The sequence below is a fragment of the Acidovorax sp. GW821-FHT09B03 genome (genome assembly GCF_059418305.1).
In genome coordinates this window covers 522,414-541,041 of record NZ_JBWKPP010000003.1, presented here as the reverse complement: position 1 = coordinate 541,041, position 18,628 = coordinate 522,414, and the positions used below count along the sequence as shown (strand labels likewise).

At 70.7% G+C, this 18,628-nt stretch carries 14 protein-coding genes and 1 pseudogene; 7 read left to right on the top strand and 8 right to left on the bottom strand.

What is annotated here, in order from left to right; genetic code table 11:
• The first annotated feature begins 1 nt into the window (after window position 1).
• From AC07PA_RS08935 to AC07PA_RS08925, 3 genes are all read left to right on the top strand, one after another.
• Window positions 2-3,268, top strand: a complete 3,267-nt coding sequence (locus tag AC07PA_RS08935) for an acetyl-CoA carboxylase family protein (RefSeq protein WP_494609250.1) — start codon at window positions 2-4, stop codon at window positions 3,266-3,268.
• Window positions 3,269-3,373: 105 nt separating this feature from the next.
• Window positions 3,374-4,513, top strand: coding sequence for an aminotransferase class V-fold PLP-dependent enzyme (locus tag AC07PA_RS08930; RefSeq protein WP_494609168.1), 1,140 nt, complete (start codon window positions 3,374-3,376; stop codon window positions 4,511-4,513).
• Window positions 4,514-4,534: 21 nt separating this feature from the next.
• A complete protein-coding gene (locus AC07PA_RS08925; protein WP_494609169.1) occupies window positions 4,535-5,833 on the top strand; it encodes a DUF445 domain-containing protein in 1,299 nt (432 codons plus the stop codon).
• A 7-nt stretch (window positions 5,834-5,840) separates the two neighbouring features.
• Here AC07PA_RS08925 and AC07PA_RS08920 read toward each other — a convergent pair whose 3' ends face one another.
• The 6 genes from AC07PA_RS08920 to purU all read right to left on the bottom strand — a co-directional run bounded on the left by AC07PA_RS08920 (window position 5,841) and on the right by purU (window position 11,048).
• Window positions 5,841-6,566, bottom strand: a complete 726-nt coding sequence (locus tag AC07PA_RS08920; protein ID WP_494609170.1) for an LrgB family protein — start codon at window positions 6,564-6,566, stop codon at window positions 5,841-5,843.
• On the bottom strand, window positions 6,550-6,924 hold the full coding sequence (locus tag AC07PA_RS08915; protein WP_494609171.1) for a CidA/LrgA family protein: 375 nt from the start codon (window positions 6,922-6,924) through the stop codon (window positions 6,550-6,552). Before AC07PA_RS08915 ends, AC07PA_RS08920 begins: the two co-directional genes overlap by 17 nt.
• A gap of 219 nt (window positions 6,925-7,143) precedes the next feature.
• Window positions 7,144-8,667 carry an FAD-linked oxidase C-terminal domain-containing protein gene (locus tag AC07PA_RS08910; RefSeq protein WP_494609172.1) on the bottom strand — a complete coding sequence of 508 codons (1,524 nt, stop codon included), beginning with the start codon at window positions 8,665-8,667 and terminating at the stop codon, window positions 7,144-7,146.
• A 68-nt stretch (window positions 8,668-8,735) separates the two neighbouring features.
• The gene (locus tag AC07PA_RS08905; protein ID WP_238541853.1) at window positions 8,736-9,275 is read right to left on the bottom strand and encodes a GNAT family N-acetyltransferase; all 540 of its coding nucleotides are present in this window, start codon (window positions 9,273-9,275) and stop codon (window positions 8,736-8,738) included.
• Window positions 9,272-10,177 carry a LysR substrate-binding domain-containing protein gene (locus tag AC07PA_RS08900; RefSeq protein ID WP_007856008.1) on the bottom strand — a complete coding sequence of 302 codons (906 nt, stop codon included), beginning with the start codon at window positions 10,175-10,177 and terminating at the stop codon, window positions 9,272-9,274. Before AC07PA_RS08900 ends, AC07PA_RS08905 begins: the two co-directional genes overlap by 4 nt.
• A 19-nt stretch (window positions 10,178-10,196) precedes the next feature.
• Complete coding sequence (gene purU / locus AC07PA_RS08895) at window positions 10,197-11,048, bottom strand: formyltetrahydrofolate deformylase (RefSeq protein WP_007856009.1); 852 nt, start codon at window positions 11,046-11,048, stop codon at window positions 10,197-10,199.
• 51 nt (window positions 11,049-11,099) lie between these two features.
• Here purU and AC07PA_RS08890 point away from each other — a divergent pair, with 51 nt between their 5' ends.
• The gene (locus AC07PA_RS08890) at window positions 11,100-13,082 is read left to right on the top strand and encodes a putative bifunctional diguanylate cyclase/phosphodiesterase (protein ID WP_494609173.1); all 1,983 of its coding nucleotides are present in this window, start codon (window positions 11,100-11,102) and stop codon (window positions 13,080-13,082) included.
• Window positions 13,083-13,088: 6 nt separating this feature from the next.
• Here AC07PA_RS08890 and AC07PA_RS08885 read toward each other — a convergent pair whose 3' ends face one another.
• The gene (locus AC07PA_RS08885; protein WP_494609174.1) at window positions 13,089-13,910 is read right to left on the bottom strand and encodes a ChaN family lipoprotein; all 822 of its coding nucleotides are present in this window, start codon (window positions 13,908-13,910) and stop codon (window positions 13,089-13,091) included.
• A 194-nt stretch (window positions 13,911-14,104) separates the two neighbouring features.
• Between AC07PA_RS08885 and AC07PA_RS08880 the strand changes: the two genes are divergently transcribed.
• The 3 genes from AC07PA_RS08880 to AC07PA_RS08870 are packed head-to-tail and all read left to right on the top strand — an operon-like array spanning window position 14,105 to window position 17,851.
• Complete coding sequence (locus AC07PA_RS08880; RefSeq protein WP_494609175.1) at window positions 14,105-16,537, top strand: adenosylcobalamin-dependent ribonucleoside-diphosphate reductase; 2,433 nt, start codon at window positions 14,105-14,107, stop codon at window positions 16,535-16,537.
• A 43-nt stretch (window positions 16,538-16,580) separates the two neighbouring features.
• On the top strand, window positions 16,581-17,264 hold the full coding sequence (locus AC07PA_RS08875) for a nitroreductase family protein (protein WP_494609176.1): 684 nt from the start codon (window positions 16,581-16,583) through the stop codon (window positions 17,262-17,264).
• 53 nt (window positions 17,265-17,317) lie between these two features.
• The gene (locus tag AC07PA_RS08870) at window positions 17,318-17,851 is read left to right on the top strand and encodes a hemerythrin domain-containing protein (RefSeq protein WP_494609251.1); all 534 of its coding nucleotides are present in this window, start codon (window positions 17,318-17,320) and stop codon (window positions 17,849-17,851) included.
• Here AC07PA_RS08870 and AC07PA_RS08865 read toward each other — a convergent pair.
• A pseudogene (locus tag AC07PA_RS08865) lies at window positions 17,820-18,539 on the bottom strand (GNAT family N-acetyltransferase); the annotation flags it as partial. The gene AC07PA_RS08870 and the pseudogene AC07PA_RS08865 sit on opposite strands and share 32 nt — an antisense overlap.
• Window positions 18,540-18,628: the final 89 nt, after the last annotated feature.

Sequence of the window (18,628 nt, the reverse complement as noted above, 5' to 3'; positions counted from 1 at the left end):
GCTGTTCCACAAAGTCCTGATCGCCAACCGCGGCGAGATCGCCCTGCGCACCGTGCGTGCGCTGCAGGACCTGTCCATCGCCAGCGTGGCCGTGTATGCGCAGGACGATGCGCAGGCGCCCCATGTGCGCGCTGCCGATGCGGCGGTGGCCTTGGGGGCCACGGGCCCCGCTGCCTACCTGGATGGCGCGAACCTCATTGCCATTGCGCTTGCGCAGGGCTGCGATGCCGTGCACCCGGGCTATGGCTTCCTCAGCGAACGCGCCGACTTCGCGCGCGCTTGCGCCGAGGCCGGGCTGCGCTTCATCGGCCCCACGCCGGAGCAACTGGCGCTGTTCGGCGACAAGGCACAGGCGCGCGCCCTGGCACTGCGCTGCGGCGTGCCGCTGATGCCGGGCACGCAGGCCGCCGTCACGCTGGAGGAGGCTCAGCAGTTCTGGCAGGCGCAGGGCGGCGCGGGCATCGTGGTCAAGGCCATCGGCGGCGGCGGCGGGCGCGGCATGCGTGCGGTGCAGTCGGCCGACGAACTGCCGGTGGCCTATGCGCGCTGCCGCAGCGAGGCGCTGGCCGCCTTCGGTGTCGAGGGCGTCTACGTCGAGCGGCTGATGGCCGGTGCGCGCCACATCGAGGTGCAGGTGCTGGGCGACGGGCGCGAGGTGATGGCCCTGGGCGAGCGCGAGTGCACGCTGCAGCGGCGCTTCCAGAAGGTGGTGGAGGTGGCGCCCAGCCCCTCGCTGCCCGCACTGCTGCGCGAGCGCATCGTGGCCGCCGCGCTGGCCATGGCGCGCGAGGTGGCCTACGAGGGCCTGGGCACCTTCGAGTTCCTGGTGGACCTGGCGTCCGATGCGCTGCCCTTCGTCTTCATCGAGGCCAACCCGCGCCTGCAGGTGGAGCACACCATCACCGAGGAGGTCACGGGCGTGGACCTGGTGCAGACCCAGATCGCGCTGGCCGCGGGCACAAGCCTGCGTAAGCTGGGGCTCGACCCCGATGCGCCACCTGCAGTCCAGGGCTTTGCGCTGCAGTGGCGCATCAACGCCGAGACCCTGGATGCGCAGGGCGGTGCCGTGCCAGGCAGCGGTCCGCTCACGCGCTTCGACCTGCCGGCCGGCCCCGGCATCCGTGTGGACACGCACGGCGTGGCGGGTGTGGCCCCCTCGCCGCACTACGACACATTGCTGGCCAAGCTCATCGTGCACACGCGCGGCCCCCGCTTCAGCGACGTGCTGCGGCGCTCCCAGCGCGCGCTGGCCGAGTGCCGCATTGGCGGCGTGGCGACCAATGTGGCGCTGCTGCGCGCGCTGGCCGTACGGCCCGAGATGGACAGCCAGCAGGTGCACACGCGCTGGCTGGAAACGGTCTTGCCCGAGCTGCTGGCGGCGGCGGGCCACCTGTCGGATGAACCCCTGGCCGCGGTGGCAGGCCAGGAAACTGCGCAGCCCGGATCCGCACCCGAAGGGGCGGTGCTGGCGCCCATGCCTGCGCGGCTGGTGCAGCTGGCCGTGGCCGAGGGCGATGTGGTGGCCGCCGGGGCGGAGCTGGCCGTGCTCGAAGCCATGAAGATGGAGCATGTGCTGCTGGCGCCGCAGGCGGGCCGGGTGCGTGCTTTGCTCGCAGCGGCGGGCGGCTACCTGGTGCAGGGCCAGCCGCTGCTGGTGCTGGAACCTGTGGAGGGTGCGCAGGCCGCGGTGGAGGAGGGCGCTGCAGCGCAGGGCGCCGACCACATCCGCCCCGACCTGCAGCGCGTGCGCGATCGCCATGCCTTCACGCTCGACGCCGCGCGCCCCGAGGCCATGGCCAAGCGCCGCGCGCAGGGCGGGCGCAGCGCGCGCGAAAACATCGCTGACCTGTGCGACGAGGGCAGCTTCATCGAATACGGTGCGCTGGCCATTGCCGCGCAGACGCGCCGGCGCAGCCTGGAGGACCTGGTCGCCAACACGCCGGCCGACGGCATGGTAACGGGCATCGGCGGCATCAATGGGGCCGACTTCGGGCCCGAGAAATCGCGCGCGGTCGTCATGTCCTATGACGCCACGGTGCTGGCCGGCACGCAGGGCGCGCGCAACCACGCCAAGACGGACCGCATGCTGGGCATTGCCCTGGCGCAGAAGCTGCCCGTGGTGCTGTTCGCCGAAGGCGGCGGCGGCCGGCCCGGCGACACCGACATGCCGGTGGTAGCGGGTTTGCACGTGCACACCTTTGCCAGCTATGCCGCGCTCTCGGGCCAGGTGCCCGTGGTCGGCATTGCGGCAGGGCGCTGCTTTGCCGGCAATGCGGCGCTGCTCGGCTGCAGCGACGTGGTCATTGCCACGCGCAGCGCCAACATCGGCATGGGCGGACCGGCCATGGTCGAGGGCGGAGGGCTTGGCGTCTTCAAGCCCGAGCAGATCGGCCCGAGCCACGTGCAGCACGCGAACGGCGTGATCGATGTGCTGGTGGACGACGAGGCCGGCGCGGTGCATGCGGCGCGGCACTACCTGTCGTTCTTCCAGGGGCGCCTGGCGCAGTGGTCGGCGCCCGACCAGCACCTGCTGCGCAGGGTGGTGCCCGAGAACCGGCTGCGCGTGTACGACACGCGCGCCGCCATCGCGGGCCTGGTGGACGAAGGCAGCCTGCTGGTGCTGCGCACCGGTTTCGGTGCCGGCATCCACACGGCGCTGGCGCGCATCGAGGGGCGGCCTGTGGGCGTCCTGGCCAGCAACCCGCTGCACCTGGGTGGCGCCATCGACGCCGATGCGGCCGACAAGGGTGCGCGCTTCATGCAGCTGTGCAACGCGCATGGCCTGCCGCTGGTGAGCCTGGTGGACACGCCCGGTTTCATGGTCGGCCCCGAGGTGGAGGCCACGGCGCAGGTGCGCCATGTGAGCCGCCTGTTCGTGACCGCCGCGAGCCTGCGCGTGCCCTACTTCAGCGTGGTGCTGCGCAAGGGCTATGGCCTGGGTGCCATGGGCATGACCGCCGGGGGCTTCCACGCCCCGGTGTTCACCGTGGCCTGGCCCACTGGCGAGTTCGGTGCCATGGGGCTCGAAGGCGCCGTGCGCCTGGGCTTTCGCAAGGAGCTCGAAGCCGTGCCCGAAGGCGTGGAGCGCGACGCCCTGTTCCAGAAGCTCGTGGCACGCCAGTACGCCAATGGCGAGGCCCTGCACATGGCGGCCACGCTGGAGATCGACGCGGTGATCGATCCGGCCGAGACCCGCGCCTGGCTGGCGCGGGGGCTGGCATCGGCCCAGGTCGCGCCCATGGGGCACCGCTTTGTGGATACCTGGTGACCCCATCGGTGTGAAGGGGCCATGCTAAGCTGGCCGGCTGATGGAGGCGCCTGCGGCCGAATGGTCGCGTGCTGCCCTGTGCCCCTTCCAATGGAGACTTTTCCCATGCCCGGACTGCTGCCCGATATCGATCCCGATGGCCTGCTCGAATTCTCGGTGGTCTACACCGACCGCGCGCTCAACCACATGTCCAAGCGCTTCACCGGCGTGATGCAGGACATCCTGGCCACGCTCAAGCAGGTCTACAACGCCCACACGGCCGTGCTCGTGCCCGGCAGCGGCACCTTCGGCATGGAGGCCGTGGCGCGCCAGTTTGCCAACAACGAGAAGGTGCTCATCGTGCGCAACGGCTGGTTCAGCTACCGCTGGAGCCAGATCTTCGACGCGGCCGGTGGCCTGGGCGGCGGTGCCGTGGTGTGCAAGGCACGCAAGCAGGGCGACGGCCCGCAGGCGCCCTGGGCGCCGTGCCCGGCCGACGAAGTGGCCGCGGCGATCCGCGCCGAACGGCCCAAGGTGGTGTTCGCCCCGCACGTGGAAACCGCCAGCGGCATCATCCTGCCCGACGACTACCTGCGCACGCTGACGGCGGCCGCGCACGAGGTGGGTGCGCTGTTCGTGCTCGACTGCGTGGCCTCGGGCGCGATGTGGGTGGACATGCAGGCCACCGGCGTGGACGTGCTGATCTCGGCCCCGCAAAAGGGCTGGAGCGGCTCGCCCTGCTGCGCCATGGTCATGCTCAGCGAGCGCGCACGCCAGGCCATCGAGGGCACGACCAGCAGCAGCTTCTCGTGCGACCTCAAGAAGTGGATGCAGATCGCCGAGGGCTATGAAAAGGGCCAGCACGCCTACCACACGACCATGCCCACCGATGCGCTGGTGCGTCTGCGCGAGGTGATGCTGGAGACGCGCGAATACGGCTTTGGCAAGGTGCGCGACGAACAGATCGAACTCGGCGCCAAGGTACGCGCACTGCTCAAATCCAGGGGCTTCCCCAGCGTGGCTGCCGAGGGCTACAAGGCCCCGGGCGTGGTGGTGAGCTACACCACCGACCCCGGCATCCAGAACGGCAAGAAGTTCATGGAGGTCGGCCTGCAGACCGCCGCCGGCGTGCCGCTGCAGTGCGACGAGGGCCCGGACTTCAAGACCTTCCGCATCGGCCTGTTCGGCCTGGAAAAGTGGCACAACGTGGAGCGCACGGTGGGCCACCTGTCCAAGGCGCTCGACCAGATCGCTGCGGCAGCCTGACCGGCGCTGCTGCGCCGCCCGATGGCATCTTCCACCGACGCGGACGCCGCCCACGCCGCGCTGCGCAGGGCCAAGCGGCAGGCCCTGGCCCTGCTGTTGCTGGCCACGGCGGTGTTCATCGGCACCAGCCTGGTGGAGCGGGGCCTGGCCCTGGACTGCCTGAAAGCCGTGGCCGAGGCGGCCATGGTGGGCGCGCTGGCCGACTGGTTCGCCGTGGTGGCACTGTTCCGCCACCCCCTGGGCCTGCCGATCCCGCACACGGCCATCATCGCGCGCAACAAGGACCGCATCGGTCGCAACCTGGCCGGCTTCGTGCGCGACAGGTTCCTCGATGCGCCTTCGCTGGTGGCGCTGATCCGGCGCCATGACCCGGTCGCGCGCGTGGCCGATTGGCTGGTGGCGCCGGGCAACACCGCCTTGCTGGGCCAGCAGGCGGTGCGCCTGGTCTCTGCCGGGCTCGACGCCGTGCAGGATGCGCAGGTGGAGCGCTTCATTCAGCGCGCCGCGCGCACGCTGATCGGGCAGCTCGACCTGTCGCAGACCATGGCCACGGTGCTGGGCGCGCTCACGCACAACGGCCGCCACCAGGCCCTGCTCGATGATGGGCTGGCCCGGCTCATTACCGTGCTGCAGAGCGAGGAAACGCGCGACCTGATCGCGCGCACCATCGTGCAGTGGCTCAAGAAGGACCACCCGGTCAAGGAGAAGATGCTCCCTACCGACTGGCTGGGCGACAAGGGCTCGGCGATGGTGGCCAACGCGCTCGCCGGGCTGCTTGCCGAGGTGGCCGCCAACCCGCAGCACCAGCTGCGCGAGCGCTTCGACGAGGCCGTGCAGCGGCTCATCGAGCGCCTGCAGACCGACCCCGACTGGCAGCAGCGGGCCGACGAGATACGCCAGTACCTGCAGACCGACGCCACGCTGGGCCATTACGTGCAAGAGCTGTGGCAGGGCATGCGCACGGCGCTGCGCCGCGACCTGGCCAACCCCGATTCGGCCGTGGCGCGCAACGTGCAGGCCATGGGCGGCTGGCTCGGCCAGTCGCTGGCGGGCGATCCTGCCCTGCGTGACTCGCTCAGCGCGCGGCTGGAACGCTGGGCCCAAGGGCTGGCGCCCGAGGTGTCCGCGTTCATCGCGCAGCACATCGAGGACACCGTGCAGCGCTGGGATGCCCGGGAAATGTCCGATCTCATCGAATTGCAGGTCGGCCGGGACCTGCAGTACATCCGCATCAACGGCACGGTGGTGGGCGGGCTGATCGGCCTGGTGCTGTTTGGCGTGTCGCACGCGGGCGAGATCTGGCGGGCGGCTGCTCGCTGAGGTGGGATCAGAACAACTTCGCCACCAGCGGCACCAGCAGGGCCGCCAGCACCACCTGCAGGCCCAGTGCCAGGCCGGCATAGGCGCCTGCGTCGGCATCGTCCTGCAGCGCCTGGGCAGCACCGATGCCGTGCGAGGCCGTGCCCAGGGCGAAGCCGCGGGCGACCATGCCCGGTGCGTCGGTGCCCACGCGCAGCCAGCCGAACAGGGTGCGTCCCGAGAGCGCGCCCACCATGCCGGTGAGCACAGCGAACAGTGCCGCCAGCGCCGGCACGCCGCCGATCTGCGCGGCCACGCCCATGGCCACGGGCGCGGTGACCGATTTGGGCGCCAGCGACATCAGCATGTCCGGCGGCAGGCCCATGGCCCAGCCCAGGCCCACGGCACTCGCGGCGGCTGCACTGCCACCGGCCAGGGCGGCCAGCAGCAGGCGGCCCCAGCGCAGGCGCAGTTCGGCCCGGCGCAGCCACAGCGGCCAGCCCAGGGCCACCACGGCGGGCCCGAGCAGGAAGTGGATGAACTGCGCCCCGGCAAAGAAGGTGGGGTAGGCCGTGCCCGTGGCCAGCAGCGCACCGGCCAGCACCACCACCGACCACAGCACCGGATTGGCCCAGGCCGCATGGCCCATGCGCGCGGAAAACGCCTGCGCCAGCACGTACACCGCCAGCGTGGACGTGAGACCGAACAGCGGCGCCTGCGAGAGGTAGACCCAGAGCTCAACGAAGTTGGCCATCGCCAGCCTCCTGGGTCTCCGGGCGTGGCTTGAACAGGCGCAGCACGAGCACCGTGGCCGCCATGCCGGCCCAGGTGGACAGCACGATCACCACCACCAGGCGCAACCCATAGGCGCCCAGCAGATCGAGGTGCGTCATCACGCCCACGCCCACCGGCACGAACAGCAGCGACAGGTGGGTGAGCAGAAACCCTGCCGCCGGTGCCACGGCCCGCTGCACCGGGCCCCATTGCAGCGCCAGGAGCAGCAGCACCATGCCGACCACCGGGCCGGGCACGGGCAGGTGCAGAAAATGCGACAGCGCCTCGCCGACCGACTGCATGAGCAGCAGAAAGGCCAGGCCTTGCAGGCCTTTCATGGGGCCGGGTGCCTGTGGGTTATTGGCAGACCGCTGCTCGTGCATGGCATCCCAGTTAGCCAATGCACTTCGTGTCGTCCAGGGTGCGCGAGACTGGCGCGCTCGAGGCCAGTGCTCCCGCGCAAGGGCCGCCCCGCCGCGCTGGGAGCGTCCCCCTCCCGACTCGCGCAGCGGGTCGAGAGAGGGGTGAAGGCGCGAAGCGACTCAGGGGGGGCTTCATCAAAACCGGGGAAGATCGGGGTGCTTGATCTGCCCCGCGCGCACCAGCATCTTGCCGTACTCCGCACAGCGGTGCAGCGTGGGGATGACCTTGCCGGGGTTGAGCAGCCCGGCCGGGTCGAACGCATGCTTGAGGCCGGCCATCTGCGCGTTCTCCTCGGCGCTGAACTGCACGCACATGCTGTTGAGCTTCTCCACGCCCACGCCGTGCTCGCCGGTCACCGTGCCGCCCATGGCCACGCTGGTCTCCAGGATGTCGGCGCCGAAGAGTTCGCAGCGGTGCAGCTGGTCGGGGTCGTTCGCGTCGAACAGGATCAGCGGGTGCAGGTTGCCGTCGCCCGCGTGGAACACGTTGGCGCAGCGCAGCTGGTATTTTTTCTCCATCTCGGCGATGGCCAGCAGGATGTCGGCCAGGCGCTTGCGCGGGATGGTGGAGTCCATGCACATGTAGTCGGGGCTGATGCGGCCGCTGGCCGGGAAGGCGTTCTTGCGCCCGCTCCAGAAGCGCAGGCGCTCGGCCTCGTCGCGGCTCACAGAGATGGCCACGGCGCCCGCGGCGCGCAGCACCTCGGTCATGCGGCCGATTTCTTCCTCCACTTCCTCGGGCGTGCCGTCGCTTTCGCACAGCAGGATGGCCTCGGCGTTGAGGTCGTAGCCCGCGTGCACGAAGTCCTCCACCGCGGCGGTCATGGGCTTGTCCATCATCTCCAGGCCTGCCGGGATGATGCCGGCCGCGATCACCGCGGCCACGGCGGCGCCGGCCTTGCGCACGTCGTCGAAGCTGGCCATGATGCAGCGCGCCAGCTGCGGCTTGGGAATCAGCCGCACCGTGACCTCGGTGGTCACCGCCAGCATGCCCTCGCTGCCGATCACGGCGGCCAGCAGGTCGTAGCCAGGCGCATCGAGCGCGTCGCTGCCGAACTCCACGGCCTCGCCCTCGATGGTGAAGCCGCGCACCTTGAGCACGTTGTGCACCGTGAGGCCGTATTTGAGGCAGTGCACGCCGCCCGAGTTCTCGGCCACATTGCCGCCGATGGTGCAGGCGATCTGGCTGCTCGGGTCGGGTGCGTAGTACAGGCCGTAGGGCGCGGCCGCCTCGCTGATGGCCAGGTTGCGCACGCCGCACTGCACCAGGGCCGTGCGGGCCACCGGGTCCACGTTGAGGATGCGGTTGAACTTGGCCAGCGAGAGCGTCACCCCCAGGGCATCGGGCATGGCCCCGCCCGACAGGCCCGTGCCCGCGCCGCGGGCCACCACGGGCACGTGCAGCCGGTGGCAGGCCTGCAGCACGGCCTGCACCTGCTCGTAGGTCTCGGGCAGGCAGACCACCAGCGGGCGCTGGCGGTAGGCCGTGAGCCCGTCGCATTCGTAGGGGGTGGTGTCTTCGGCGTGCCAGAGCAGGGCGTGGGCCGGCACGGTGCGGGCCAGCGCCTGCACCACCTCGGCCTGGCGCGCTGCGCGCTCGGCTGGCGTGGGCCCGGTGGGGGCGTTGGCTGCGAGGGAGGAAAGGGAGGCGGTCTGCATGCCGCCACTGTAGGCCATGGCGGCGCCGGCCGCCGTGAGATTTTTGGAGGGCCGGCGTGAAATCCGGTTCAAGGCCCGGCAGGACCGCCCGGCGCCAGCGCGCAGACCTGGCGCAGCTCGTCAATCGGCGCTCCGGCCACCGTGATGGTCCTGGCGCTCCCCGGCTCGGGCGCGAAGCCCAGCGCCGCATAGAAGCGGATGGCCCGCTGGTTGGCGGCCAGCACCCACAGGCTGGCCTCGGCCTTGCCCTGTTCCAGCAGCCGCACCCGGGCCTGCTGCCACAGCGCCTGGCCTGCGCCCTGCGACCAGCAGGCCGGGTCCACATAGATCGCCCAGACCTCTGCCCGGGTCGCCGGGGCATCCGCATCGCGGCAGTCGCCGAAGGCGATCCAGCCCGTCACGGCGCCGCCGCCGTCCTGCGCCAGCAGCAGCCCGGGCCGGCCCTGGGCAATGGCCTGGGCCCAATAGGTTTCGCGCTGGGCGGCGGACAGGGCCGCCAGGTAGGCGGCATCGATGATGCCCGCGTAGGCCGCCTGCCAGGCCGCCACGTGGATGCGCGCGATGGCCGCGGCGTCTTCGCGTTGTGCTGGGCGGATGAGCAAGCTCACACCATGATCTTGCGCAGCCATTCGGCAAAGGCCGCGCATTCCCAGCGGTCCATGGTGCCGGTGCGCCAGCACAGGTAGTGGGCGTGGGGGCTGGTGGTGTCGGTGTCGAACAGGCGCACCAGGGTGCCGTTCTCGAGCCAGGGTGCCCCGAGCTTCAGGCGCACCAGGGCCACGCCCATGCCGGCCGCCGCGGCGTCGCACATCAGGCCGATGTCGTTGAACTGCGAGCCCTCGCTTGGCTCGGACCAGTCCAGGCCGGTGGCCCCGAACCAGGTGCGCCAGGGCTCCAGCGGGCTGCGCAGCAGCGCCACACCCTCCAGGTCCTCGGGGCGCTCGAAGGGGCCGTGCTCGCGCACGAAGGCCGGCGAGGCCAGCGGGGTGACCACGTCGCGCGCCAGCTCCACGTGCTCCACGTCGGCATAGTGGCCCGCGCCGAATCGCACCATCAGGTCGGCGTCTTCGGCCACCACGTCCAGGAGCGGGATGGAGACCTGCAGCGCCAGGTCGATCTCGGGGTAGGCCTCGGTGAACTGGCGCAGGCGCGGGATCAGGATGGTGCGTGCAAACGTCGGCGTCACGGCGAGCTTGAGCCGGCGCCGGCCCGGCGCTGCCGCCGCGCCCGGAAAACGCTGCAGCGCCCCCAGCCCCTCGCGCACATGCGCCAGGTAGGCGCTGCCCTCGGTGGTCAGCGAGAAATCGGCCCGGCCGAACAGCCGTACGCCCAGGATCTGCTCGAGCTGCTTGACGCGGTGGCTCACCGCGCTGGGCGTCACGCACAGCTCGTCGGCCGATTGCGTCACGCTGCGCAGGCGCGCCAGTGCCTCGAAGGTCAGCAGGCACTGGATGGGCGGGATCCGCCGCGCCGCGCTGCTCAGGAACGAGGAGGGGGAGGCCGTGGCCATCGTCGCTCTCGCGCCAGGCTCAGCGGAAAACGACCGTCTTGTGCCCGTTGAGCAGCACGCGGTGCTCGCTGTGCCACTTCACGGCGCGGGCCAGCACCTGGCTTTCGGTGTCGCGGCCGCGGGCCGTGAGGTCTTCCACCGTGTCGGTGTGGTCGGCGCGGGCCACGTCCTGCTCGATAATCGGGCCTTCGTCGAGGTCGGCGGTGACGTAGTGGGCGGTGGCGCCGATGAGCTTCACGCCCCGGTCATGGGCCTGGTAGTAGGGCTTGGCGCCCTTGAAGCTGGGCAGGAAGCTGTGGTGGATGTTGATCGCCCGGCCCGCAAGCTTCTTGCACAGGTCGTCCGACAGCACCTGCATGTAGCGCGCCAGCACCACCAGCTCGGCCCCTTCGGCCTCGATGATCTCGAACTGCTTGGCCTCGGCCTGCGCCTTGGTGGCGGCCGTGACCGGGATGTGGTGGAAGGGCACGTTGTAGCTGGCGGCCAGCTGGTAGAAGTCGCGGTGGTTGCTGATGATGGCGCGGATGTCCACGGGCAGCAGGCCGGATTTCCAGCGGAACAGCAGGTCGTTCAGGCAGTGGCCTTCCTTGCTGACCATGAGCACGGTCTTCACGGGCTGGGCCGTGGCGTGCAGGCTCCAGCGCATCTGGTTCGGCTCGGCGAACGCCGTCAGGCGCTCTCTGAGCGTGGCATGGTCGTGCTGGTCGCAGGCGAACTGCACGCGCATGAAGAACAGGCCCGTGGCGTGGTCGTTGTACTGCGCGGCTTCTTCGATGTTGCCGCCGTGCTCCAGCAGGAAGCCGGAGACGGCGTGCACCAGCCCCAGGCGGTCGGGGCAGGACAGGGTAAGGATGTAGGCTTGGGTCGTCATAGCTGTGCCATTGTCGCAGCAAGGCCCGGATGGGTTTGGAAGAGGGATTTGATGCAAGAGTTGGAAGGCCCACGGTCGTTGGTTCCCTGGCGCGTGGCGGCGCTGTACCTGGTGCTGGGCGTGGTGTGGGTGTGGCTCGGTGATCTGCTGCTGGTCTACTGGGTCACGGACCCGGATGACCTGACCCGCTACCAGACCTGGAAGGGCTGGTTCTACGTGCTGCTGACCGGGGCACTGGCTGGATGGCTGGCACACCGCGCACGCCAGGCCGAGCAGGCCCGGATGCGCATGCTCAAGGACCGGGGCGACATCGCGGCCGTGCGTGCGGCCCTGGCCACCAGCGAGGAGCGCCAGCGCCTGGCCAGCACGGTGGTCGACAACACCATCGAGGGCGTGGTGGTGACCGACGCGCAAGGCCGCATCCTCTCGGTCAACGCGGCCTTCACCCGGCTGCTGGGCTATGCCGAGACCGAGCTGCTGGGCCAGAATCCGCGTGTGTTCAAGTCGGGCCGCCATGACAAGGCCTTCTACGACGCCATGTGGGCGTCCATCCACGGCACCGGCCACTGGCAGGGCGAGATCTGGAACCGGCGCAAGAACGGCGAGGTGTTCCCCGAGCACATGTCGCTGAGCGCCGTGCGCGACCCGCAAGGCGCCGTGACGCACTACGTGTGCATGTTCTCCGATATCTCCGAGGAGAAGGCGCAGCAGCAGCGCCTGGAGTTCCTGGCGCACAACGATGCGCTCACGGGCCTGTCCAACCGCACGCGCTTTGGCGCCGAACTGGCCGAGGCCGTGGGCGAGGCGCGCCTGAGCGGCGAGCACCTGGCGGTGCTGCTGATCAACCTGGACCGCTTCAAGGACGTGAACGACAGCTATGGCCATGCCACGGGTGACCAGGTGCTGCAGCACATTGCGAAGAAGGTGCAGTCGGCCCTGCGCCCGGGCGACCTGCTGGGCCGCATGGCGGGCGACGAACTGGCCGTGGTGGCGCGCCACATGCGCAACTCCGAGGGCGCGGCCGCCGTGGCGCGCCAGCTGATCGCGGCCGTGGCCGAGCCCTGGCGCTCGCCCGACGGGCTGGAGGTGGTGGCCGGGGCCAGCGTGGGCATCTGCATGTACCCCACCCATGCCGACACGGTGGAGGGCCTGCAGCAGGGCGCGCACGCTGCCGTCTACGGTGCCAAGGCGCGCGGCCGTGGCGCCTGGTGCTTCTTCCACGAGACCATGACCCAGGCCGCGCGCGAGCGCCTGGCGCTGGAATCGCGCCTGCGGCTGGCGCTGGCGCAGGGGCACATGGAGGTGTACTACCAGCCGCAGGTGGACATTGCCACGGGCCGCATCGCCGGGGCCGAGGCCCTGGTGCGCTGGAACGATCCCGACGAGGGGCTCATCTCGCCCGCGCGCTTCATCCCCGTGGCCGAGACCTCGGGCGTCATCGGCCCGCTCGGTGAATGGGTGCTGCGCGAGGTGTGCCGCCAGGGCCGGCAGTGGCGCGATGCCGGCCTGCCGGAGGTGACGCTGGCCGTCAACGTCTCGCCGCGCCAGTTCCACCTGACCGACGTGGCCGGCTGCACTGCGGCGGCGCTGGCCGATTCGGGTTTTCCGGCCGCGCTGCTCGAGCTGGAGATCACCGAGACCGCGCTGGCCGAGCGCGCCGAGGAGGCCCTGCAGGTGCTGCTGGGCCTGCGCGACCTGGGGGTGCGGATCGCGGTGGACGATTTCGGCACCGGCTACTCCTCGCTAGCCCAGCTCAAGCGCTTTCCCATCGATGTGCTGAAGATCGACCAGGGCTTCACGCGCGACATCCCGCAGAGCGCCGACGACATGGCCATCAGCGCGGCCATCATCGCCATGGGCCACAGCATGGGCCTGTCGGTCCTGGCCGAAGGGGTGGAGACCCCCGCGCAACTGGCCTTCCTGCAGGAGCGCGGCTGCGACGCCTACCAGGGCTACCTGTGCAGCCGGCCCCTGCGGGCGCAGGCGTTCGAGGCCTTGCTGCGGGCGCAGCTGGTATTGCCCGGCGGGCGCTGACAGCGCTCAGGGCTTGCGCGGCGCGGCCTTCCACTGCTCGCGCAGTTCGGCGCAGGCATCGCGCGGCGGCAGGGCCGGGGTGACCACGACCTGGTCGGCATCGTCATCCCTGGCCGCCGTCGTGGCCCCGGCCCGTGCCACCACCACCTTGGCCGCCACGCCAGCGCCCAGGTGCGTGGGCACGCCCAGGCTGCGCCAGACATGGCCGGCACCGGCCACCAGCAGCACCGTCTTGCCGGGCTGCAGGGCCGAGGTCGTGGTTTGCGCCATGCTGGCGTCGCGTGCGATCTGGATGCGGGCCATGGGCGCGATCTGGGCTTCGGGCAGCAGGCCGCAGTGGCCATCGCGGATCTCGGTGTACTGGCGCTGCAGCGCCGGGGCCGGCAGGTGCGCGTCCCATTGCGCCTGGCCCATGGTGGCACGCATCTGGCTGCGCGGCAGGTTGCCGCCCAGCACCGGCACCTCTGCGCTGACCGCCGCCATCACCACCGGGCCGTACTTCGCCCAGGGCCAGGCCTTGTCCTGCCAGTTCAGGGCCGCCTGGGCCTCGGCGTCGGTGGCGCCCTTGGGCAGGCCGGCGGTGCTGCTGCCCTGCTCGGCCATCTCCATCACCACGGCCGCGAGCGCGCCGCGCGCGGCCAGCCACTGCACTGCCTCGCGCTGCAGACCCTGGTGCTCGGTGGCATCGTGCTGCTCGCCCAGCAGCAGCACGTCGGCGGGCAGCACCTGCTGCAGGCGGGCGGGCCAGACAGGGGGCGTCGGGGCGGGCGGGTGCGCGCAACCGGCCAGCGCCAGCGCCGCCAGCAGGGGCAGGGCCCGGCGGGCCATGGGAGGGGTGGATGGCGTAATGATTCGCATGCCGCCATGCTAACGGCCCGCCGTGTGCCACCCCCGACGGGGCTGAGGCCACGGTGGCAGTGTGGCTATACGGCCGATGTATGGTGCTGGTTTCGCCTCCCCGGCCGGGTTGCTGTGAGCGGGGGATCCCTGTCTTGTTTGATGGAGCGCAAGGACCTTCAGCCATGAAACGCGAAACATCCAGTGCTTTGACCGGCGCCACCTCCATGCAACCCATCAGCCTCGACGTCCTGCGCGAGAAGTACCTCAAGAACGGCGAAACCAGCGCCGACGACCTGTACCGGCGCGTGGCCCGCGCCCTGGCCTCGGTCGAGGCGCCCGCCCTGCGCGACAAGTACGAGGCGCTGTTCCTCGGCAACCTGCAGGCTGGCGCCATCGGTGCCGGGCGCATCATGAGCGCGGCGGGCACCGACATCCAGGCAACGCTGATCAACTGCTTCGTGCAGCCCGTGGGCGACTGCATCCAGGGCGTGGACGAGGGCGGCTACCCCGGTATCTACGAGGCCCTGCGCGAGGCAGCCGAGACCATGCGCCGCGGCGGTGGCGTGGGCTACGACTTCTCGCGCATCCGCCCCAAGGGCGCGCGCGTGGTGGGCACGGCGTCCACGGCCTCGGGGCCGTGCAGCTACATGAACGTGTTCGACCAGTCCTGCTCCACGGTGGAGAGCGCGGGCGCGCGGCGCGGCGCGCAGATGGGCGTGCTGCGCATCGACCACCCCGACGTGCAGGAGTTCATCACCGCCAAGCGCACGCCCGGGCGCTGGAACAACTTCAACGTCTCTGTCGGCGTGCCCGATGCCTTCATCCATGCCGTGGAGAACGATGCCCCGTGGGAGCTGGTGCACCAGGCCCGCCCCGGCGAACCTCTGATCGGCCAGGGCGCCCACCAGCGCACCGACGGCCAGTGGGTCTATGCCACGGTGCCGGCGCGCACGCTGTGGGACAGCATCATGCAGTCGGCCTACGACTTCGCCGAGCCGGGCATCCTGTTCCTCGATCACATCAACGAGGACAACAACCTGCACTACTGCGAGGACATCGCCGCTACGAATCCTTGCGGGGAGCAGCCACTTCCCTCGTACGGTTGCTGCGACCTCGGCCCCATCATCCTCACGCGCTTCGTGCGCAACCCCTTCGGCTTCGGCGGAGTGGCTGCGTTCGACTTCGAGGCCTTCGCGGCCTCGGTGGCGCTGCAGGTGCGAGCGCTTGACAACGTGCTCGACGTGACCTTCTGGCCGCTGCCGCAGCAGCGCGACGAGGCCATGGCCAAGCGGCGCATCGGCGTGGGCTTCACGGGCATGGGCAATACGCTGGCCATGCTGTGCCTGCGCTACGACCTGCCCGAGGGCCGCGAGATGGCGGTGCGCATCGCCCAGGCCATGCGCGATGCCGCCTACCTGGCCTCGGTGGACCTGGCGCGCGAGAAGGGCGCCTTCCCGAAATTCGAGGCCGGGCCCTACCTGTCGCAGGGCACCTTCGCGAGCCGGCTGCCCGAACCGATCCAGGACGCCATCCGCACGCATGGCATCCGCAACAGCCACCTGCTGTCCATCGCGCCCACGGGCACGGTGAGCCTGGCCTTTGCCGACAACGCCTCCAACGGCATCGAGCCGCCGTTCTCCTGGACCTACAAGCGCAAAAAGCGCGAGGCCGACGGCAGCACCAGCGAGTACGCAGTGGAAGACCATGCCTGGCGCTTGTACCGCGAGCTCGGCGGCAACGTGCTGCAGCTGCCCGAGTTCTTCGTCTCGGCCCTGGCCATGCCGGCCGAAGGCCACATCGCGATGATGGAGGCCGTGCAGCCGTTTGTGGACACGGCGATCTCCAAGACCGTGAACATCCCGGCCGACTACCCGTACGAGGGCTTCAAGGACCTGTACCTGCACGCCTGGCACGCACGCCTGAAGGGGCTGGCGACCTACCGGCCCAACAGCATCCTGGGATCGGTGCTCGAAACGCACAGCGCACCGGTGACGGCGGCCCCGGCACCGGCCGCGCCGCCGGTGGACCCGATGCGCACCGTGATCGAGAGCCGGCCCAAGGGCGGCCTGTCGGCCGTGGCCGAGAAGGTCGAGTACTGGACGCAGGAGGGCCGCAAAACCCTGTACCTGCTGGTCTCCTTCCTGCCCGTGCCCACGGGCGTGGGCAACACCACGGTGGACCGGGCCATCGAATTCTTCATGCCCGTGGGGCAGAGCGGCGAGTCTCAGCAATGGATCACCTCCAGCATGCGCATGCTGTCGCTGGCGGCGCGCGGCGGCTTCCTGGAGCGCGCGCTCAGCGACATGCGCAAGGTCGCCTGGGACCGGGGACCCGTGCGCCTGGGCACGCACCGCAAGGAAGACGGCACGCAGGTGCCCATGTGGCACGACTCCGAGGTGGCGGCCATGGCCTATGCCATCCAGAACATCCTGGCGCGCCGCGTGGCCGATCCGGTGCAGCAGCAGCTGCCGCTGGAAGAGCCTGCCGCACCGCCCGTGGCCGTGCCCCAGGCCATGGCGGGCAAGAAGTGCGTCGAATGCGGTGCGCATGCCGTGATCCGCAAGGATGGCTGCGACTACTGCACGCAGTGCGGGCACACGGGGGCCTGCGGCTGATGCGCGGCCTCTGCCTGCCTGTTTCCGGCCCGGAAAGCCTCGCATGGCGGTGATCCCCTGGCCGCTGCGGCCCGTACCCCATGGCGCGCCGCCGGCGGTGGACGCCACGGCGGTCGGCGCCTGGGCGCTCATGCGCACCCGCCGCACGGTACTGCCCAAGCGGCTGGTGGCGCCCGGCCCCAGCGCCGCCGAGCTCTCGGCGATCCTGGACGCGGCGGCCCATGCGCCCGACCACGGGCAGTTGCTGCCCTGGCGCTTCGTGCTGGTGCCCGAGGCCGCGCGCGTGGCCCTGGCCGAGGTGTTTGCCCAGGCGCTGGCCGAGCGCGACGCTGCCGCCACGCCGGAGCAACTGGCGCTGGCGCGCGAGAAGGCCTACCGCGCGCCGGTGCTGCTGCTGGCCGTGGTGGACGCTGGCCGGGGCGACCCGCGCATCGACCTGCCCGAACGCCTGGTGTCCGCCGGCTGCGCGCTGCAGAACATGCTGCTCATGGCCACGGCGCAGGGCTACGGCTCGGCGCTGACCAGTGGCCGGGCCCTGAAGTCGGCGGGCCTGCGTGCCCTCTTCGGGCTGGGCCCGGACGAACTGGCCCTGTGCTTCCTGAGCATGGGCAGCGTGCAGTCGCGCAAGGCCGCGGCGCGCACACGGCCAGGGGTGGGCTCCTATGTGAGCACCCTGGGCGCCGATGGCGTGGTGCTGCCTTTCGATCCGGCCGAGGGACGCGGTTGAAGCACCTGCCTGGATTCAACACCCCGGCCGTGGGTTTCGAGGAGCCTTTCGCGATGCTCGAGGCCTGCCACGAGCGGGTGCAGCGCACGCTGGCGCTGCTGGGCCGGCTGCGCGCGCATCTAGGGCAGCAAGGCAGCGACGAATCCGCCCGGCAGGCCGCGCGCGATGTGCTGCGCTACTTCGACATGGCGGCGCCCCTGCACCACCAGGACGAAGAACTGCACGTGTTCCCGCCGCTGCTGGCCCAGGGGGCTCCCGCGGTGGTGGCTTTGGTACAGCGCCTGCTGCAGGACCACCAGCACATGGTGGCCGACTGGGCCGCAGCGCGGCGGCCCCTGCAGGCCGTGGCGGATGGGCAGGCCAGCGCCTTCAGCGCGGCGGACGAGGCCGTGCTGGAGCGCTTTGCACTGCGCTATGCGCGCCACATCGAGGACGAGGAAGGCGTGGCCTACCCGGCCGTGCAGGGGTTGTTGGCGCCCGAAGCCCTGGCCCCGATGGGGCGCGAGATGGCTGCCAGGCGGCATTCCCCGCGTGCCGAGGCGGTCAGGCCAGCACAGCCTCCGGCCCAGCCGCGCGCAGCGCCGTGAGCGAGGCGCGCTGCACGCCCTGGGCATCGAAATTGGCGGCGGCCAGCCAGCGCTCGAAGCCGGCCTTGATGGTGGGCCATTCGCTGTCGACGATGGAGAACCAGGCCGTGTCGCGGTTGCGGCCCTTGTAGACGATGGCCTGGCGGAAGATGCCCTCGAAGGTGAAGCCCAGGCGCGCAGCGGCCTGGCGCGAGGGGCCGTTCAGGCTGTCGCACTTCCATTCATAGCGCCGGTAGCCCAGGTCGGCGAACACGTACTTCATCAGCAGGTACTGCGCCTCGGTGGAGATCGGCGTGCGCTGGAGCAGCGGCGAGAACGTCACGTGCCCGACCTCGACCACGCCGTTGGCCGGGTCGATGCGCATCAGTGCCAGCGTGCCCACGGCCTTGTCGGTGCGCTGGTCGATCACGGTGTAGTGCAGCGGGTCGGTGCTGGCGGCCGCCTGCTCGCAGTGGGCGCGGTAGCCGGCTTCGTCGGCAAACGGGCCCACGTTCATGTAGGTCCAGTTGCGGCCATCGGAGTCCTTCACATAGGCGGCATGCAGCTGCGCGGCATGGCGTGCGGCGTCCAGGGGTTCGAGGCGGCAGTAGCGGCCTTCGATCGTGTCGCGTGCGGGGCGTGGGCGGGCGCTCCAGCCGGGCAGGGCGGAGCCGACGGGTTGCTGGAAGGCGTTCAGGGTGGAAGCCATGCGGGGTGTCCTCGGTTGCAAGAAAAAAGGAAAGAAGAAAGCAGGCTCCCACGGTAAACTCGCCGTGGCATTGTGAAAAGTGCCAGAAG